The 15,390-nt window shown below is 44.6% G+C and carries 18 protein-coding genes; all 18 read right to left on the bottom strand.

Going from position 1 to position 15,390, the window contains the following annotated elements; genetic code table 11:
- Window positions 1–8: 8 nt before the first annotated feature.
- On the bottom strand, window positions 9–1,190 hold the full coding sequence (locus COPRO5265_RS03710) for a phosphopentomutase (protein ID WP_012544861.1): 1,182 nt from the start codon (window positions 1,188–1,190) through the stop codon (window positions 9–11).
- Entirely contained in the window at window positions 1,165–2,034 is an 870-nt protein-coding gene (locus COPRO5265_RS03705) for a tyrosine-type recombinase/integrase (protein WP_012544012.1), read from the bottom strand. Before COPRO5265_RS03705 ends, COPRO5265_RS03710 begins: the two co-directional genes overlap by 26 nt.
- Window positions 1,944–2,447, bottom strand: a complete 504-nt coding sequence (locus COPRO5265_RS03700) for an NUDIX hydrolase (protein ID WP_041735683.1) — start codon at window positions 2,445–2,447, stop codon at window positions 1,944–1,946. Before COPRO5265_RS03700 ends, COPRO5265_RS03705 begins: the two co-directional genes overlap by 91 nt.
- On the bottom strand, window positions 2,422–2,970 hold the full coding sequence (locus COPRO5265_RS03695; RefSeq protein ID WP_012543807.1) for a 2-oxoacid:acceptor oxidoreductase family protein: 549 nt from the start codon (window positions 2,968–2,970) through the stop codon (window positions 2,422–2,424). Before COPRO5265_RS03695 ends, COPRO5265_RS03700 begins: the two co-directional genes overlap by 26 nt.
- Complete coding sequence (locus COPRO5265_RS03690; protein WP_012544496.1) at window positions 2,967–3,719, bottom strand: thiamine pyrophosphate-dependent enzyme; 753 nt, start codon at window positions 3,717–3,719, stop codon at window positions 2,967–2,969. Before COPRO5265_RS03690 ends, COPRO5265_RS03695 begins: the two co-directional genes overlap by 4 nt.
- Before the next feature lie 5 nt (window positions 3,720–3,724).
- Entirely contained in the window at window positions 3,725–4,780 is a 1,056-nt protein-coding gene (gene vorB / locus COPRO5265_RS03685) for a 3-methyl-2-oxobutanoate dehydrogenase subunit VorB (protein ID WP_012543710.1), read from the bottom strand.
- Complete coding sequence (locus tag COPRO5265_RS03680; RefSeq protein ID WP_012544412.1) at window positions 4,777–5,010, bottom strand: 4Fe-4S dicluster domain-containing protein; 234 nt, start codon at window positions 5,008–5,010, stop codon at window positions 4,777–4,779. The genes vorB and COPRO5265_RS03680 overlap by 4 nt, the downstream gene beginning before the upstream one ends.
- Window positions 5,011–5,014: 4 nt before the next feature.
- On the bottom strand, window positions 5,015–5,647 hold the full coding sequence (locus COPRO5265_RS03675; RefSeq protein ID WP_012544053.1) for a nucleoside/nucleotide kinase family protein: 633 nt from the start codon (window positions 5,645–5,647) through the stop codon (window positions 5,015–5,017).
- Between the two features lies 1 nt (window position 5,648).
- Complete coding sequence (buk, locus tag COPRO5265_RS03670) at window positions 5,649–6,719, bottom strand: butyrate kinase (protein ID WP_012544774.1); 1,071 nt, start codon at window positions 6,717–6,719, stop codon at window positions 5,649–5,651.
- Complete coding sequence (locus COPRO5265_RS03665) at window positions 6,719–7,612, bottom strand: phosphate acyltransferase (RefSeq protein WP_012543943.1); 894 nt, start codon at window positions 7,610–7,612, stop codon at window positions 6,719–6,721. The genes buk (COPRO5265_RS03670) and COPRO5265_RS03665 overlap by 1 nt, the downstream gene beginning before the upstream one ends.
- Window position 7,613: 1 nt before the next feature.
- Window positions 7,614–8,714 (bottom strand): butyrate kinase, encoded by a 1,101-nt coding sequence (gene buk, locus COPRO5265_RS03660; protein ID WP_012544271.1) that lies wholly within the window; start codon window positions 8,712–8,714, stop codon window positions 7,614–7,616.
- Window positions 8,680–10,281 carry an AAA family ATPase gene (locus tag COPRO5265_RS03655; protein ID WP_041735679.1) on the bottom strand — a complete coding sequence of 534 codons (1,602 nt, stop codon included), beginning with the start codon at window positions 10,279–10,281 and terminating at the stop codon, window positions 8,680–8,682. Before COPRO5265_RS03655 ends, buk (COPRO5265_RS03660) begins: the two co-directional genes overlap by 35 nt.
- Window positions 10,278–11,096, bottom strand: a complete 819-nt coding sequence (locus tag COPRO5265_RS03650; RefSeq protein WP_012544443.1) for an NAD(+)/NADH kinase — start codon at window positions 11,094–11,096, stop codon at window positions 10,278–10,280. The genes COPRO5265_RS03655 and COPRO5265_RS03650 overlap by 4 nt, the downstream gene beginning before the upstream one ends.
- Window positions 11,097–11,175: 79 nt before the next feature.
- The gene (gene dxs, locus COPRO5265_RS03645; protein ID WP_012544716.1) at window positions 11,176–13,065 is read right to left on the bottom strand and encodes a 1-deoxy-D-xylulose-5-phosphate synthase; all 1,890 of its coding nucleotides are present in this window, start codon (window positions 13,063–13,065) and stop codon (window positions 11,176–11,178) included.
- On the bottom strand, window positions 13,037–13,483 hold the full coding sequence (locus COPRO5265_RS03640) for a transcription antitermination protein NusB (RefSeq protein ID WP_012544677.1): 447 nt from the start codon (window positions 13,481–13,483) through the stop codon (window positions 13,037–13,039). Before COPRO5265_RS03640 ends, dxs begins: the two co-directional genes overlap by 29 nt.
- The gene (locus COPRO5265_RS03635; protein WP_012543842.1) at window positions 13,470–13,763 is read right to left on the bottom strand and encodes a hypothetical protein; all 294 of its coding nucleotides are present in this window, start codon (window positions 13,761–13,763) and stop codon (window positions 13,470–13,472) included. The genes COPRO5265_RS03640 and COPRO5265_RS03635 overlap by 14 nt, the downstream gene beginning before the upstream one ends.
- Before the next feature lie 2 nt (window positions 13,764–13,765).
- The gene (efp, locus tag COPRO5265_RS03630; RefSeq protein ID WP_012544516.1) at window positions 13,766–14,326 is read right to left on the bottom strand and encodes an elongation factor P; all 561 of its coding nucleotides are present in this window, start codon (window positions 14,324–14,326) and stop codon (window positions 13,766–13,768) included.
- 26 nt (window positions 14,327–14,352) lie between these two features.
- On the bottom strand, window positions 14,353–15,390 hold the full coding sequence (locus tag COPRO5265_RS03625) for an aminopeptidase P family protein (protein ID WP_012544586.1): 1,038 nt from the start codon (window positions 15,388–15,390) through the stop codon (window positions 14,353–14,355).

The raw sequence follows: 15,390 nt of genomic DNA, 5'->3' as shown, positions 1-15,390 counted from the left end.
GTCCACTTTTATACATCCTCCTTCAAAAGAGTTCTTCCCCACTTTCTTGCACTTTCTACTCCTAATGCTTCAATCACTGTCTGTGCTATGTGCACGTATCCACGAAGCGTTCCCAGAAAAGAGCCTTCAGTAAAACTCGGTGAGCAGGCTATAAAGGACACGTATTCTCGAGTATGGTCAGTATGTTTAGGGAATGTGGGGTCGTTACCATGATCTGCAGTAACGATAAGCAAATCTTCGTTTGTTAGATTATCATAGAGCAAGCTCAGTCCTTCATCGATCATCATTATGTTTTGATAATAGCCTTCTACGTTTCTTCTGTGCCCATAAATCATATCAGAATCTACCAAGTTAGCAAAAACTAGTCCTCGCTGTTGGAAAGTTTTCGATAACTCCTGCAAAGCCTTAATTCCCTCAGCGTCATTTTCTGTGTGCACACTCTGAGAGATTCCTCTACCCGCGAAAAGATCATGGATTTTTCCTACGGCAACTACAGGTATTCCCTTCTCCACAAGTTCATCGAGTATGGTATGCCCCAGCGGAGGAAGAGAAAAATCACGTCTTCTGGGCGTACGGTAGAATTCACCTGGCTTCCCCGCAAAAGGTCTAGCTATGACCCTTGCAACGGCATGGTCGCCAGTAAGAAGTTCTCGAGCGATCTCGCACATCCGATACAAGTCTTCCACTGGTATGACGTCTTCGTGAGCAGCTATTTGGAAAACTGAATCTGCCGAAGTGTAAACAATGGGATAACCAGTGCGCATATGTTCTTCCCCTAATTGTTTGATTATTTCAGTTCCTGAAGCTGGAAAGTTTCCCAGTGTTTTCGTGCCAATTCTACGTTCAAATTCCTCCATAACCTCTGGAGGAAAACCATGGGGATAGGTTGGAAAAGGTGTAGTCATAACTAATCCTGCAATTTCCCAGTGCCCAGTAGTAGAGTCTTTCCCTTTAGAGAGTTCCTGCAGTTTTGCCACAACGCTGGGCTGTTTTATTGGTTCTTCCTTAAGCAAGTAACCAAGTCCTCTGCTCCACAAAAAAGACGGAGCAGGTCTGTCGTCGATGACGTGAAGCGCTGTGTTCAAACTTGGGTCATCCCCATATTCTGCCCAATCAGGCTCTGCTCCAACGCCAAAGCTGTCAATGACAACTAAGAAAACACGTTTAAATACCTTCTCTTTCATCGTCATCTATGGTTTCGCCTCCTAATAAACTCTTTCCTTCCACGAGCTCCTTGAGAGCTTCGCGGTAAACATGGGTGTAACGTTGGGTTGTTGTTATATCACTGTGTCCGAGAGATTCTTGTACAACCCTGATGTCAGCATAATTAGTAAGTTCAGTGGCAAAAGCGTGTCTGAGAATGTGAGGATGTGTACCTAGAAAAGCTCGGGTCTTTCGCCACAGCCAGACTCTAGACCTTTTCTTTCCTTTTTTGTCGCAAAACACATAAGAACCCTTTCTCTTGATTGACTCAATATCTGTTCTGATGGCTTCAGATACGGGTAGCATGCGCTGTTTTCCACCCTTCCCTCTAACCAGCATATAATCGTCGCCTATGTCTGACCATCGAAGTTCAAGTACTTCAGAAGCTCGTAAACCACAATGGAGCATCATTCTTAGCGCCAATCTCACCTCGTGATCTTGTACTTCGTCTACAAGCTGGTCAAGATCATTCCAGTTAGGCACTTGCATGAGCTTTTGAGGTATTTTTACCTTTGGCCTTTCAAATTCAAGTGCTATACCCTGTCTTCTAAGGAAAGCAGAAAAAGAAGAAACAGCTGAAAGTTTTCTCGCTACGGTTGAAGGAGAAAGTCCCTTATCGTGAAGGAACTGTTTAAACAACTCAATGTCGGTGGAACGCTCCTGTTCCACAAAAGCTAAGAAATCGTCAACATCCTTTAGGTAAGAACGTACAGTCCTAGGTGAAGCTTGTTTTCTTAGGACTAGCCATTGTTCATATTCTTCAACAAGCCTTTTGCTTTGCTTAAGTAAAGTGAGAGTAATGTTTTCATGTCCTTGTGCTCCAGCTTCCATACATCTTCAATTTTAAGCGCAAAAGGCTCTAAATCTTCATCAGTGTCGTTCCTATTAAGTTTGCTGTTGTCAGCCTCTACGTAAAAGAGATGGATAACTTCATCGCTGTAGCCAGGAGTAGGATAGAAAGATCCAAGGCCCACAACACTTTTAACAGTGAGCCCGACTTCCTCCATAACTTCTCTTTCTACAGCATTTATCAAACTTTCACCAGGTTCAACAATGCCAGCCACTATTTCCCACACCCAGTCGTTTACAGCGGGCCGCTTGTGTTTTACCATAACTATTTTTTCCTGGCTACACCAATAAACCAAGGCGCCCACAGCTGCTGGGCGCCTTACAACTTCATATTTCTCCTGTATCAGTTCAAGCTCAAGGAATTTTCCCTTAAACAAGGTTTTTGGCGAATTCATATCCAAGTTCTATGGCCTTTTTATTGGTTTCAACCAGCTGTGGACGCTTGTCGCCAACTTTTTCGACCATAGCCTGCTCCAACTCTTCCAATGTGAAAATGTCTTTCCAGAGCCAACCGATGACTCCGAGCATAACCATGTTTGCACTTCTCTGTGAACCAGCCTGCTCTGCCAATTCATTGGCTGGAACTTTAAGGTAATTTACATCAGTACGCTTGGGCTCCAATGTTATAAGAGTGCTGTTCAAAATAACAGTGCCATTTGGTTCCACCATCTTTTCAAACTTTTCCATGGACGGGTTGTTCATAATGACCACATACATGGGTTTATCCACCACAGGAGATCCAATTTCTTCGTCAGAAACCACAACCGTACAGTTTGCTGTTCCCCCACGTTGCTCAGGACCATATGAAGGTAACCAGGTGGCGTTTAGCTGCTTCTGAGTTGCTGCCAGTGCCAAGATTTGCCCTAGCAGCATGACGCCTTGGCCCCCAAAACCAGCTGCGACTACGTTGCGCGTCATCTTGTCTCACTCCTTTTTACATCTTTCTTAATCCCAAGCGGATATGTCTTCACCATTTCATTCTTTGCAAATTCGCTGGCTTCTACAGGAGTCATTCCCCAGTTAGTTGGGCAAGTGCCAACTACTTCAAGGAATGTAAATCCTTCACCATTCATTTGAAGCTCAAAAGCGTGCCTAATGTGGTTTTTAGTTTCAGTGATAGCTTTCGGATTAAAAAGCGCACTCCGGACTGAAAAAGCCGTACCATCTTGCAAAGCAATAGTTTCTGCCATTTTCACTGGATAACCTTCGCGTCTAGGATCTCTTCCATAGGGAGATGTAGTAGTTTTCATGCCTATGAGTGTGGTAGGAGCCATCTGTCCGCCTGTCATGCCGTAAATTGCGTTGTTGTACATGAACGTGGTCACATTTATTCCTCTAATGGCGCCATAAAGCGTCTCAGCTAGGCCAATCGATGCCGCATCACCGTCTCCTTGATAGGTAAACACCAAAATGTCTGGATGAGCTAGTTTTATACCCGTAGCTATGGCTACTGCGCGTCCATGCGGTGCCTCTATCCAGTCAATGTCTAGGTAGTTGTATGCCATGACAGCGCATCCTACCGGGGCCACGCCAACAGTCTTGTCAGCCAGATTCATTTCATCCAAGACTTCAGCGATGAGAGCGTGCAATATGCCATGGTGACAACCAGGGCAATAGTGGTTCACCACCTTTTCCAATGTTTTTGGTCTCTCATAAACTATCTTCATGCACATCACCCTCTTAGTATTTGCTCTATTTCGGAAGGCGTAAATGTTGTTCCGCCTGGATGTCCATGGAACTCATATTCCTTATTGGGATCGAACACGCTTAACTTCACATCCTCAATCATTTGGCCAGCAGACATTTCCAGTGCCACAATACGTTTTGCATTGGCAGCCTTTTGAGCTAACGCCTTACCTGGGAACGGCCATATGGTTATTGGCCTAAATAGCCCTATACTCTTACCTTCACCAAGCATCTTCTTAAGCGCCGACATAGTGACCCTGGCTACTGTACCATATGCAACCACCAGTGTCTCAGGATTGTCCACACCTACGTAATCGTATCTCGATTCTTTTTCTTCTATTTCACGATATTTTGCTTGCAAACGCCAGTTAATGACTTCAAGTTTTTCTGGATCCAATTCCAGCGAAGTATTTACGTTCTTCTTATTCCCATGACGGAATTTACCGCTCAGTGCCCAATCTGGCAACGCGATCTCATCTGGGTTAACAAAGTATGGAAATTCCACGGCTTCCATCATTTGGCCGATTAGACCATCTATGGCAATCACAACAGGGTTTCTATACTTAAAAGCAGTCTCAAATGCGACGGGCATAATGTTTATGACCTCTTGTATGGTGTATGGTGCGAACACAATTAAATGATAGTCGCCATGGCCACCGCCTTTGGTCAATTGGAAATAATCGCTCTGAGCAGCCTGAATATCACCCAGTCCTGGACCGCCGCGTACAGCATCCACAAATAAACCTGGAACTTCCGCTCCTGCCATATAAGAAAGCGCTTCCTGCATAAGGGATATACCAGGACTACTTGAGGCCGTCATGGCATACTTTCCCGCTGCTGCCGCACCATAGACCATGTTCGACGCAGCGAGCTCAGACTCGGCTTGGATGAATATTCCTCCCACCTGTGGTAAGCGGTATGCCATGTACTCTGCAATTTCACTAGCAGGTGTTATGGGGTACCCGAAATACAATCTACAACCGGCTCTCACTGCTGCTTCGCCAACAGCCTCATTACCCTTCATCAATATGCGTTCACTCATGCTTTTTCCACCTCCGGCTTGTAAACAGCGATAGCCCTTTCAGGGCATGTCATAGCACAAAATCCACAGCTTATGCATTTGTCATTGTCAAAAAGCTCTGCAGGGTGGAAACCTTTGCTGTTTATTTTGCTAGAAATCCTCAGCACATGCATGGGACAAATTGCGACACAGAGCTCGCATTGCTTGCATAGCTCTTCATCGATGACAACTTTCAGAGCCTGTTCACTCATGCTCTTACACCTCCATTTGCAAATATCTTCTTATTGGGAAAAGTGGTAAATCTACCACCTTCTCGACCTCTTTAGCCACTTGTTCCAACAGTACCAAAATGCTTGGCTCAGGCAAGTGCATTTCCTTATAAAGTTCCAAACCATGGAGAACCACATCCGCATCCGTTTCATCCAATAGATGTGGATTCAGAATAAAATTCGGTGGTTCAGGAAGCATGGACAGAACACGTCTTACCAAAAACTCTGCTTGCGGCCTATAAGGATTAACCACTACGTAAAACAATATGTTCCTATCCCGCAGCAAGTTCTTCATGGTGGTTAAGGGAACCAGTCCAAGTTCGCCACCACCCATGTCCAGAACTACTTTAAGTCCTTGTTTCAACCATACTTCAGGAGTATATTCAATAACAGGTGTATCCATGTATTTCCACTGAGGGTTTATACTTCCTTCCCTTCGGTCGCCCATTGCGACATCTCGAGCTCTCATCAAAGGTTTGTACATGTCAGCGTCGTAAACCTGAACATTGTCGAAATTCGCCATCAAGTTAATTGCAATTTCTGTCTTACCTGAACCACGAGGTCCTGTTAGCGCAATCAAACTCTCCTCATCGAAAAACGTGCTTAATTGAGCAATCATGCTAGTATGTCTTCGCTTCCTCCTGTCCTCGTAGCACTCTAAGAGCGCCTTCTGCTAAAGCCAGCATTTCATCCTCTCCAGGCACAACAAAAACAGGAGCGATCCAGAGGACTCTTTCCTGAATAAAGTCAACTAACTCAGGGATATATGCCAGCCCGCCTGTTATGATTATTCCGTCTACTTCCCCTGCTAGCGCCACAGCCATCTGAGCTATCCACTTACTAATTTGATAACCGGTGGCTTTTAGGATAAGTATTGCATGTTCATCTCCATTTTTTACACGTTCCTCTAGATCTTTACCACTATTTGTTCCTAGGTGGGCTACCCATCCACCTTTACCAACGAGCTTCTTAGAAAACTCTTTTCTATCAGGTTTGTGCTCGTACAGATAATCTGCCAGTTTCATGATGGGCAGGGTCCCTGCTCTTTCAGGGCTCATAGGTCCTTCTCCACCAAGAGCGTTATTCACATCCACAACGCGTCCCTTTTTGTGAGCGCCAATGCTAATGCCACCACCTAGGTGAGCTACTATGAGATTGAGCTGTTCATAAGGTACTGAGAAAAAATCCCTTGCCACGCGACGAGCAACTGCTTTCTGATTTAGAGCATGAAAAATACTCTTTCGAGGAAGTTCAGGCCAACCGCTAAGCCTGGAAATGTCATCCATTTCGTCAACTACTACCGGGTCAACAATGAAAGCAGGACACCCGACTTTTGATGCTATAGCATGGGCAATGGGAGCGCCTAAGTTTGATGCATGCTCACCATAGCGTGCATCGATAAGCTCTTTAAGCATGGTCTCATTCACACTATACACACCACTGGAGATGGGGCGAAGCAAACCGCCACGTCCCACAACAGCATCGAGGGTATTCAAATCACTGCCGTGCTTTTCTACGGCTTTTTCCACTTCTGAAGCTCTCAGTTCAAACTGAGCAGCAATACTAGGAAACTGTGACAGCGTTACAGCATCGTGCTCCACTGAATCCTTCCAAACCAACTTATCATCATCAAACCAGGCAACTTTCGTACTTGTAGAACCCGGGTTTATGGTTAATATTTGAAATCCCATTACTGAGCACCTCCTGTGAAGGCAACAGCTGCCACGATTGAATAAAACTTGTTCTCGTCGCTGTCAGAACGCGACGGCAAAATTACAGGACAATTTGCACCTAACACCAACCCCGCCATTTTACCTCCACAGAGGAAAGAAAAACTTTTGCCCAGCAGATTACCAGCTTCAATATCAGGAACAAGCAGCACGTCCGCATCGCCTGCTACTGGTGAGCTCACACCTTTTACTTGAGCAGCTCTAGCGCTAAAAGCCAAGTCAAAAGCCAATGGTCCGTCTACTAGTACGTTCTTGCCAAACTCACCACGCTCACTCATCGTTCTCAAAACTGCAGCATCCAAGGTGCAGGGCATGTTGGGATTCGGCCTTTCTTCAGCGCAGAGAACAGCAACCTTGATTTGCTCGTAATGCATCGCATCAAAAAACGACACAGCATTTTCAATTATTTGAACCTTCTGCTCTAAATCGGGAGCTATTATCATGCCACCATCAGTCACACCAATGATTTTGTGATATGTGGGGACCTCGAAAAGGGCCAAATGAGACATAAGCCCCTTGCCCCTCAACGATAAACTCTTATCCAATATGGCCTTTAAAAAGGTTGAAGTGCTTACAAACCCTTTCATAACTATGGAACAATGTCCATTGGAAACTGCTTTTGCTGCTTGAAACGCACTTTCCTCAGGAGATGAACAATTCACAAACTCCACCTGCGACGGCAGTCCCATTTCTCCATGGAAGCGCCAATCAAATACCGTAAATGCCAAGCCTAGCTCATTTGCAGCTATTTCTATGGCTTGCTTTGATTCCTCGTCAAAGCCTGCAACAGCTACTCTCTGATTTTTACTTTTCTTTGCCATGTCCAGCAAGCTCTGTAAACTGTTTATAGCCATATTAGTCGGTACCCCCATAAACACGTAAAGGTTCAATACCCTTAAAAGCTCTAAACGCACCGGTCGCCAAAGCTTCCATCTCGTACCCACCAGGGTAAATGGCATAAGGTTTTTTAAGCCAACTGCTGTACCGCTTTATTCCATCCACAGCCTCGTCATTGTAGACAATACCTCCGGTGAAGATGATAACTTCAGCCTCATTCCGAAGCACTGCGTTCATGGCAGCTATGTACTTTGCAACCTGGTAATACATGCTCTCAAGCACCAAAGCTTTGTCTTTATCCTCTTTTGCAAGCTTTAGTATTTCTCTAAAATCGTTTGTGCCAAAATAGGCTACTAACCCGCCTTTCCCAGATATACGTCTTCGTAAATTCTTTTGATCAGGCCAATTCTCGTAGATGTAATTTACGAAGTCCGAGACTGGCAAAGAACCTGCCCTTTCTAGCTGAAAAGGGCCCTCTTCATTGGGGTTAGTTGAGTCGATGAGCTTTCCCTTTTCTAGGGCAGCAATGCTAAAACCGCCACCCAAATGGGCTATCACTGCCGTAAGTTCATCTATTGATTTTCCTTTGGATTCAGCGTACTTTCTTGCCACAGCTCTTAAATTGAGAGCATGAAGCGCACTGTAGCGTGGAATCTCGGGCAATCCACTGATCTTAGCCTCAGGTATGAATTCGTCCACCGATACTGGATCAGTGAAATAAGCGGGAACACCCCACTCCTGAGAAAGCCTAAAGGCCACAACAGGTCCTATGAGTGAGCTGTGAGGGCTTAATATGCGCTCCTGCATTATGTCCTGTTCTATTTCTTTGGTGATTTGATAGGTTCCAGCAGGCAATGGTTTTATGGGACCACCACGGGATGCGATGCAAAGTATTTGGTCAGATCTAACACCGTGTTTGTCAATGAACTCCAATACCTGCTGTAGTCTGAAGTCAATTTGATCGACGTAGTGAGGCTTCTGCTCTAATAGGTCTACGGGCACCGAAACATTTTCTTCAACTGCAACTTCAACTTCATTCTCCAAAGCTCGAAACAGTGCTAATTTCGTAGAAGTAGACCCAGGATTAATCACCAGTATAAACTTCTCCAAACGGTTCACCTCCTGAGAGTCGGTTAACCAGCTCGCTGGCTAATTCCAGCGTTGTGGCAGTAACGTACTGTCCAGCTATCATCTTTGCTACTTCGTGGATCCTCCTTTGACCTTGCAACAAGTTTATTTTAACACGCATTTTATCATCGTTTAATATTCTCTCCACCAAGAAGTGACTCTTGGCAGCAGCTGCCACTTGCGGATTGTGAGTAATTAATATGATCTGCCTATTCTCTGACACCCGTTTAAGAAGGTTTACTAGTCTCGAAAGCGTTTCGCCCCCAAGACCAGCATCAGGCTCGTCAAATATGAGAACTGAATTGGGGAAACTAAATACTACTCTAAAAGCGAGTAAAAGTCGATTCTTTTCTCCGCCAGAAAGAGCAGAAGCAGGAACAAACTGTCCAGATCTTACCATGCCAATTTGCGGAATTTCCAAGCCCAACGAGCTGTTCTCTGTTGGTACCCATTGCCACGAAAAATCGCCTTCCACATTGGTCTCACGAAGGAACATCTGCATGTCTGATAAAGCCCGTTCAACGGCACTTCTGCGTCTTTTAGCTAACTCTAGGCCAGCTGCAATAAGCTGGCTTTTTAGCATCTCTCTGCTTTTGCTAAGTTCCTCCAATCTGTCGGGCAGGTTATCAATTTGCTGAAGTTCCGCTTCGAGCTGATGAATTCTGCCAATAATCGAAGACTCTCCAAATCCGTATCGACGAAAGTACTTCTCATACTTGAACAATCGTTCGTTGATCTCGTCAACGTTAGACTGATTAACTTCAAGCTCCTCCGACCCCGATTTCAATGTTTCTAAGCCGCGGCGAAGTTCGTCAACAAGTCTTAGAGTAGTAGAAGCGTCCTCATAGAACGTACTCAGAGATGAAAGTGCCGCACGTAAGCTTTTTAAACCTTCATAAAACGGTGATTCTTCCTGAAGGATTTCAACTACTTGCCGTCTAGCCTCAGTTATATGCTCCTTTTCACTGATTTTCAGTAGCAAGCTCTTTAGCTCCTCATACTCCCCCTCTTTGGGACCGAAGGCTCTTAGTTCTTCAAGCTCTGACTGTAGACTTTCCCTCACTTTTGCTGACTGAGAAAGCTGCTCTGTTAACCGTCTCAGAGAGCTGTCTACTTCACTTAGTTTGCCAAAAACCGAAATGTAGGTATTATGAAGGTCTCCTAAACCGGCAAATGAATCAAGCACACTAAGAATTTGCTCAGAAGATTCTAATATCTTAGAGTCAAATTGTGAAGATAAAATAACACGGTTTTGAAACAGCGTTCTAAGTTGTTTCTTGCCAACCCGCTGGCTGTTTAATTCCAACGTTCGCCTACTACCACCCAACTGTAGCTTCACAACGTACTCTTCTTGTCCTTGTGAGAAGCGAACTTCTACCTGTCCCTTCTTCAGAAAGAACGGGATCTGTAATGGAAAGCCCAGCGTATAGCCAAGCAAGTTTATGAGTACTGTCTTGCCTGTACCCGTTTCGCCTGTTATAACATTCAAACCTTCTGAAAAAGGAAGGCAAACATCTTCAATGACATCGGAACCACTGAATTTTACACTCGAAATCATGAACCTAACCAACCGAACTTTCTAATGACTCTCTCGTAGAAAGTCATAGCATCTCGGTTTATAAGATGTTTTACAACTTCCCCTGAACTCCAGATTCTGATCATCTTTGACACCGGGAGCTGGCAACTGGTGCTTCCATCAGCCACCGCTACAGCCCCTTTGTATGCTTCAATGACTTGCACGCCGATTTCTCGCTCTTCAGGTACTATGAGGGGCCTAAGGTTAGTTTGGTGGGCGTTTAGCGGTGTTACGCAAAATCCTCTTACTCCTCTGTCCATCACCGGCCCACCAGCCGAAAGGTTATAAGCAGTAGAACCCAAAGGCGTACTTATAATAACTCCGTCCCCAACCGCAGATATGATGTCCCTCCCGTCTACGAGGACCCTAAGGGTTATGGTAGTGTCGTAACCCGGTTTTGCTACTACCAAATCGTTTATAAAAAAACCAGATCGAGAAGACACATCTTTTTCTCCGAGTAACCACCTGTAAACAGGTAAATACTCTACTTCTAAGTCACCCTCGAAAAAATCTGCCATGGCTTTGTGAATGTCAGGAACATTGTTTGGAAGAAAGTTCAGCCTCCCGGTTCCAAGACTCCAAAAAGGTTTCTTGAATGTGAAAGCCATTTGCGCCGTGCGCAAAAATGTTCCATCACCACCAATTGCTACTAAGACATCGGCATCTTGACACGTTGTTTCTTCAAGACCCCTAGTTCGAGCCGTTTGTCTAAAAAGCTCTACAACCTCAAAAGCCGAAGTTTTCCACAGATGCGATTCGATATGAAAACTTTTAAAACGTACTGTACCACCCATCATTATAAGTTTAATTCAAAAAGAAAGGAAAACAAAAAACATTCTCACTCATGCACGTTGTGATAAATGAAAAAGGATCTACCTAGCTTGGTCTTTTTCTAACTAATGATGGTACTACAGAAGGTTCTGATGGCGAAAAGCCCGTTTTCGCCTGCTTCAGCGGGCGACGCAACAGTTCACGCCTTGTTATTCTTTTTGCTATGCCCTCAGCATCCAAATGGCACAGTTGAAGAAGTTGCTCTCTGGTTCCAGCAGGAACAAATGGATCTGCAACACCCAAGGAGTACACTTCCAGTCCCAAACTTCTCAGAAAAGCTGCAGCGCCATAGTCTTTAATACCTTCCTCCACTACATAAATGCTTCTTTTCCCCTGAAGATGCTCCCATAATCCATCGGGCAGGGGACGAACCTGCCAAAGACCAAAAACCTCCCCCATAATGCCATAGTTCTTCAAATGGTTTAGAGCATCAGCTGCCTGAATTACCATAGGGCCATAAGCGACCAATGTGACATCTTGTCCAAAGCCTGCATAGACAAAGCTGCCATGGTTTTCGAGCTCCACCTGTGTCAGTACTGCTTTAGGGTAGCGCACAAAACAAGGAACATCGCATTCCAGAGCCTCCCGTAATGACCGTACGAGGGACTCTTCATCAAAAGGAGTATAAATTCGGCTGTTTGGTACGTGCAAAGCATAGGCAATATCCCATAGACCTTGATGGGTTGGGCCATCCGACGGAACAAGCCCGGCCCTATCTAAAGCAAACACCACGTGCTTTTTTGGTAGTGCTATGTCATGTAAGAGTTGATCATAGGAGCGCTGCAAAAAGGTGGAATAAACTGCCACAACAGGCTTAAGACTATGAGACGACATTGCACTAGCAGTTAGTACCACGTGTTCTTCTGCAATACCTACATCAATAAAACGGTCTGGATATCTCTCTGCAAATTGACTGAGCCCAGTACCGTCAGTCATGGCAGCTGTGAGTGCAACCACATCAGTGTCTTTGCCAATCTCAGCCATAAAGTCCCCAAATGCCTTTGTAAAGGTTCTCGAAGTTTCAGGTTTCATTTCGCCCGTTCTAATATTGAACGGAGCCGCACTATGGAATGCCACCGGAGACTTTTCTGCGGGCTCATAGCCTGCGCCCTTTCTTGTCAAGAAGTGAACCACCGTTGGCTTATCAAAACTCTGAGCTATTTCCAGAGCTATAAGCACAGACTCCAAGTCGTTCCCATCAAAGGGCCCTAAATACACAATTCCAAGCTTCTCGAAGAACGTATCTAACTGAAACGCTTCCTTGAGTGCCAACTTCGCTTTTTCAAGAGCTTCTTCAATGTTCTTAGCCCCAGCCTTTCTCAGAGTGCTTGTAACGAAGTTTTTCATGCTCTTGTAGGTACCTGAAGATCTTAGTTTGGCCAAATATGCAGCCATAGCTCCCACATTTTTAGAAATGCTGTGTTCATTGTCATTGAGAATGATCACTATGGGCAGCCCACTGGCACCTATGTTGTTTAATCCTTCATAACTAATGCCGTTGGTCAGAGCACCGTCGCCTACCACTACGAGCACACGCCCGGGCACCCCTTTTAGTTTTCTAGCCATTGCCTCACCGTAAGCAAGGCTTAAGCCTGTACCAGCGTGACCAGCATAGTACTTATCATAAGTTGACTCAACTGGATCTGTAAATCCCGATAATCCGCCCAACGTCCGAATAGTAGGCAGATCTTCGGATCTTCGTGTCAGTAGTTTATACGTATAGCTTTGGTGAGAGGTATCAAAAATAACAGCATCTTGATCAAGGTCAAAAACTTGGGCTATGCCCAAAGTTATCTCCACCATACCCAGATTAGACGCTACGTGTCCACCTTGCTTGTGGACTGATTCTAATATGAATGATCTAATTTCCTGAGCCAAATTCTTAAGTGATTTCAAATCACATTGTTTAAGGTTTTGATAATCCTGTATCTGCATTTTGTTCCTCATAGCACGTGCCCATGATGGCATGTATTGCTTTAGCAAAACTTTCGTCAACATAACGCCTAGCAATATCTACCCAAGTGCTCACAATAATCGGCATCATCTTTTCGTCACCAAAAAACCGAGTTTCTACGACAGCCAGTCTCATTATCATTTTTTCTAAATCACTGTAAGCTGCAAAAGACTTAGACTTCAAACTGTGGTCAATCCATATATCAATCTCTTCGCGGTTTTCCAGATAAGCATTTAGCAGACGTTTTATATGACGTTTGACTCTGTCAGATTTTGGCAAGGCAACCTTTAGCCTGGGCCAAAGATCTTCTTGGCTGGTCAAACCCAACTCATAACCGAGCAGTTCCTGAAGCAAAAGTTCTCGCCCTGTTTCAAAAAGTTTTCCTCTACTCTTTGACATTTTCGATTTCCAAAATAATGTCGTAGTCCAGCTCTTTGTCAAAATATGCCAATAGAACCCTTCTGACAAAATCCTTTATTCTGTTTTTTACTTCACCCAGATCAGCATTTGTTTCCAAGTCCACATTTATGGAAATCAAAAGTTTCTCATCAGCGGCTCTAGAAAGCTGAACCCTGTTAATAGCCTCTTTAGGAGACATCTTAGCTACCCCAGGTACCTCCATTAAGCTTAGAGCAAGAGCCGCCCTTAGAACAACTATGTCTTCAGACCTTAAATGCACAATTAACCAACCCTTTCTACGTATTCCCCAGTTCGAGTGTCGACTCTAATAATGTCACCTTCCGTTATGAACAAGGGAACCTGCACAACAGCTCCAGTTTCCAACTTAGCAGGTTTTGAGCCTCCTTGGGCGGTATCACCCCTAACTCCTGGTTCAGTTTCAACAACCTCTAATTCAACAAAAGTTGGTACTTCTATGCCTACCGCTTTTCCTTGATAAAACTGGACATTAACCATCATGCCTTCTTTTAACCACTGCTGTACATCACTCATTATGTCACCCGAGAGCGTGACTTGCTCATAAGTATCCGTATCCATGAAAACAAAATGCTCGCCGTCAGAATATAAATACTGCATTTGCTTTGTTTCCAAATAAGCCCTTTGAACTTTTTCTCCAGCTCTGAACGTCTGCTCAATAGTAGACCCATCCGATAATTTTTTCATTTTCACGCGAACAAAAGCAGAACCTTTTCCTGGTTTTACATGTTGAGCAGTAACGATTAGGTACAATGTACCATCCAAATCAACTATGATGCCCGGTCTTAAGTCGTTAGTTGAAATCAAATCTCATCACCTCTCGCTTCCCATAATTATACCATTATGACCTGTTCTAAGTTGCTTAGCTTATTAATTTTACCCCCTAATATGGCGTAGTCATCTTCAATTCTCACACCAAATTCTCCAGGTAGATAAATGCCAGGTTCAATGGTAAAGACATGACCATCTATGAGCTGATGCTGTGTCCTGGCAGAAAGTGAAGGGTACTCATGGATCTGAAGTCCAATACCATGGCCCAACCCATGACCAAAGTATTTACCAAAACCCTTACTAGTTATGTAATCCCTAGCGATGGCATCCAGATCAGAACCAAAAGTGAATTCTTCTGCTTCAGCTGCCAAGCGGTGAGCTTCCAGTACAACATTCAAAACCTCCATGGCCTTCGCGTCAGCATTACCGACAATGATTGTGCGTGTTAAATCACTGCAGTAGCCCTTGTAAACACAGCCCCAGTCCACTACAACCAAGTCACCGTCTTCAATTCTCTTGTCACTGGCTACACCATGTGGCAATGCACCCCTCCACCCGCTGCCCACAATGGTATCAAAAGCCATCCCCTCACTGCCTAACTTGCGCGCTTGGTACTCTAGTTCAGCTACAAATTCCTTCTCGCTTACTCCAGGTTTAATGCTGCCTAAGGATCTCCTAAAAGCCTCCTCTGCTATGAAGATAGCTTGTTTAATGTAGTCAATCTCCTCTGGCGTCTTTACTGCACGTTGAAGGAGTATCTCCTCCCCTACGTCCATTAGCTTAACTCCATTCTCAGCCAACTTAGAGGATAGCCTGTAACTGATGTAGTCACCATTAATGGCTATGGTACCCTTTAGGAAACCTTGTTCACTAAGGAAATCGACTAACGGTGGCCTGTATTCAATAACCTCGAAGCCTTTGGTTTCTAAAAGAGCTTGTTCAGTAAAACGAGAATCCACCAGAAGCAACTTGACGTCATTAGTAACTAAAGCATAACCTTCGTCGCCAGTGAATCCACTCAACCAGCGCAGGGTGGGACGGTCGTTAATAAAAAGGGCATCTGCTCCTTGCAGCAGACTTTCTATGTTCAAAAACAACAC

The organism is Coprothermobacter proteolyticus DSM 5265 (assembly GCF_000020945.1).
GTDB lineage: Bacteria > Coprothermobacterota > Coprothermobacteria > Coprothermobacterales > Coprothermobacteraceae > Coprothermobacter > Coprothermobacter proteolyticus.
The sequence above is the reverse complement of the archived record's forward strand: the minus strand, read 5'-3'. Positions and strand labels throughout refer to the sequence as shown.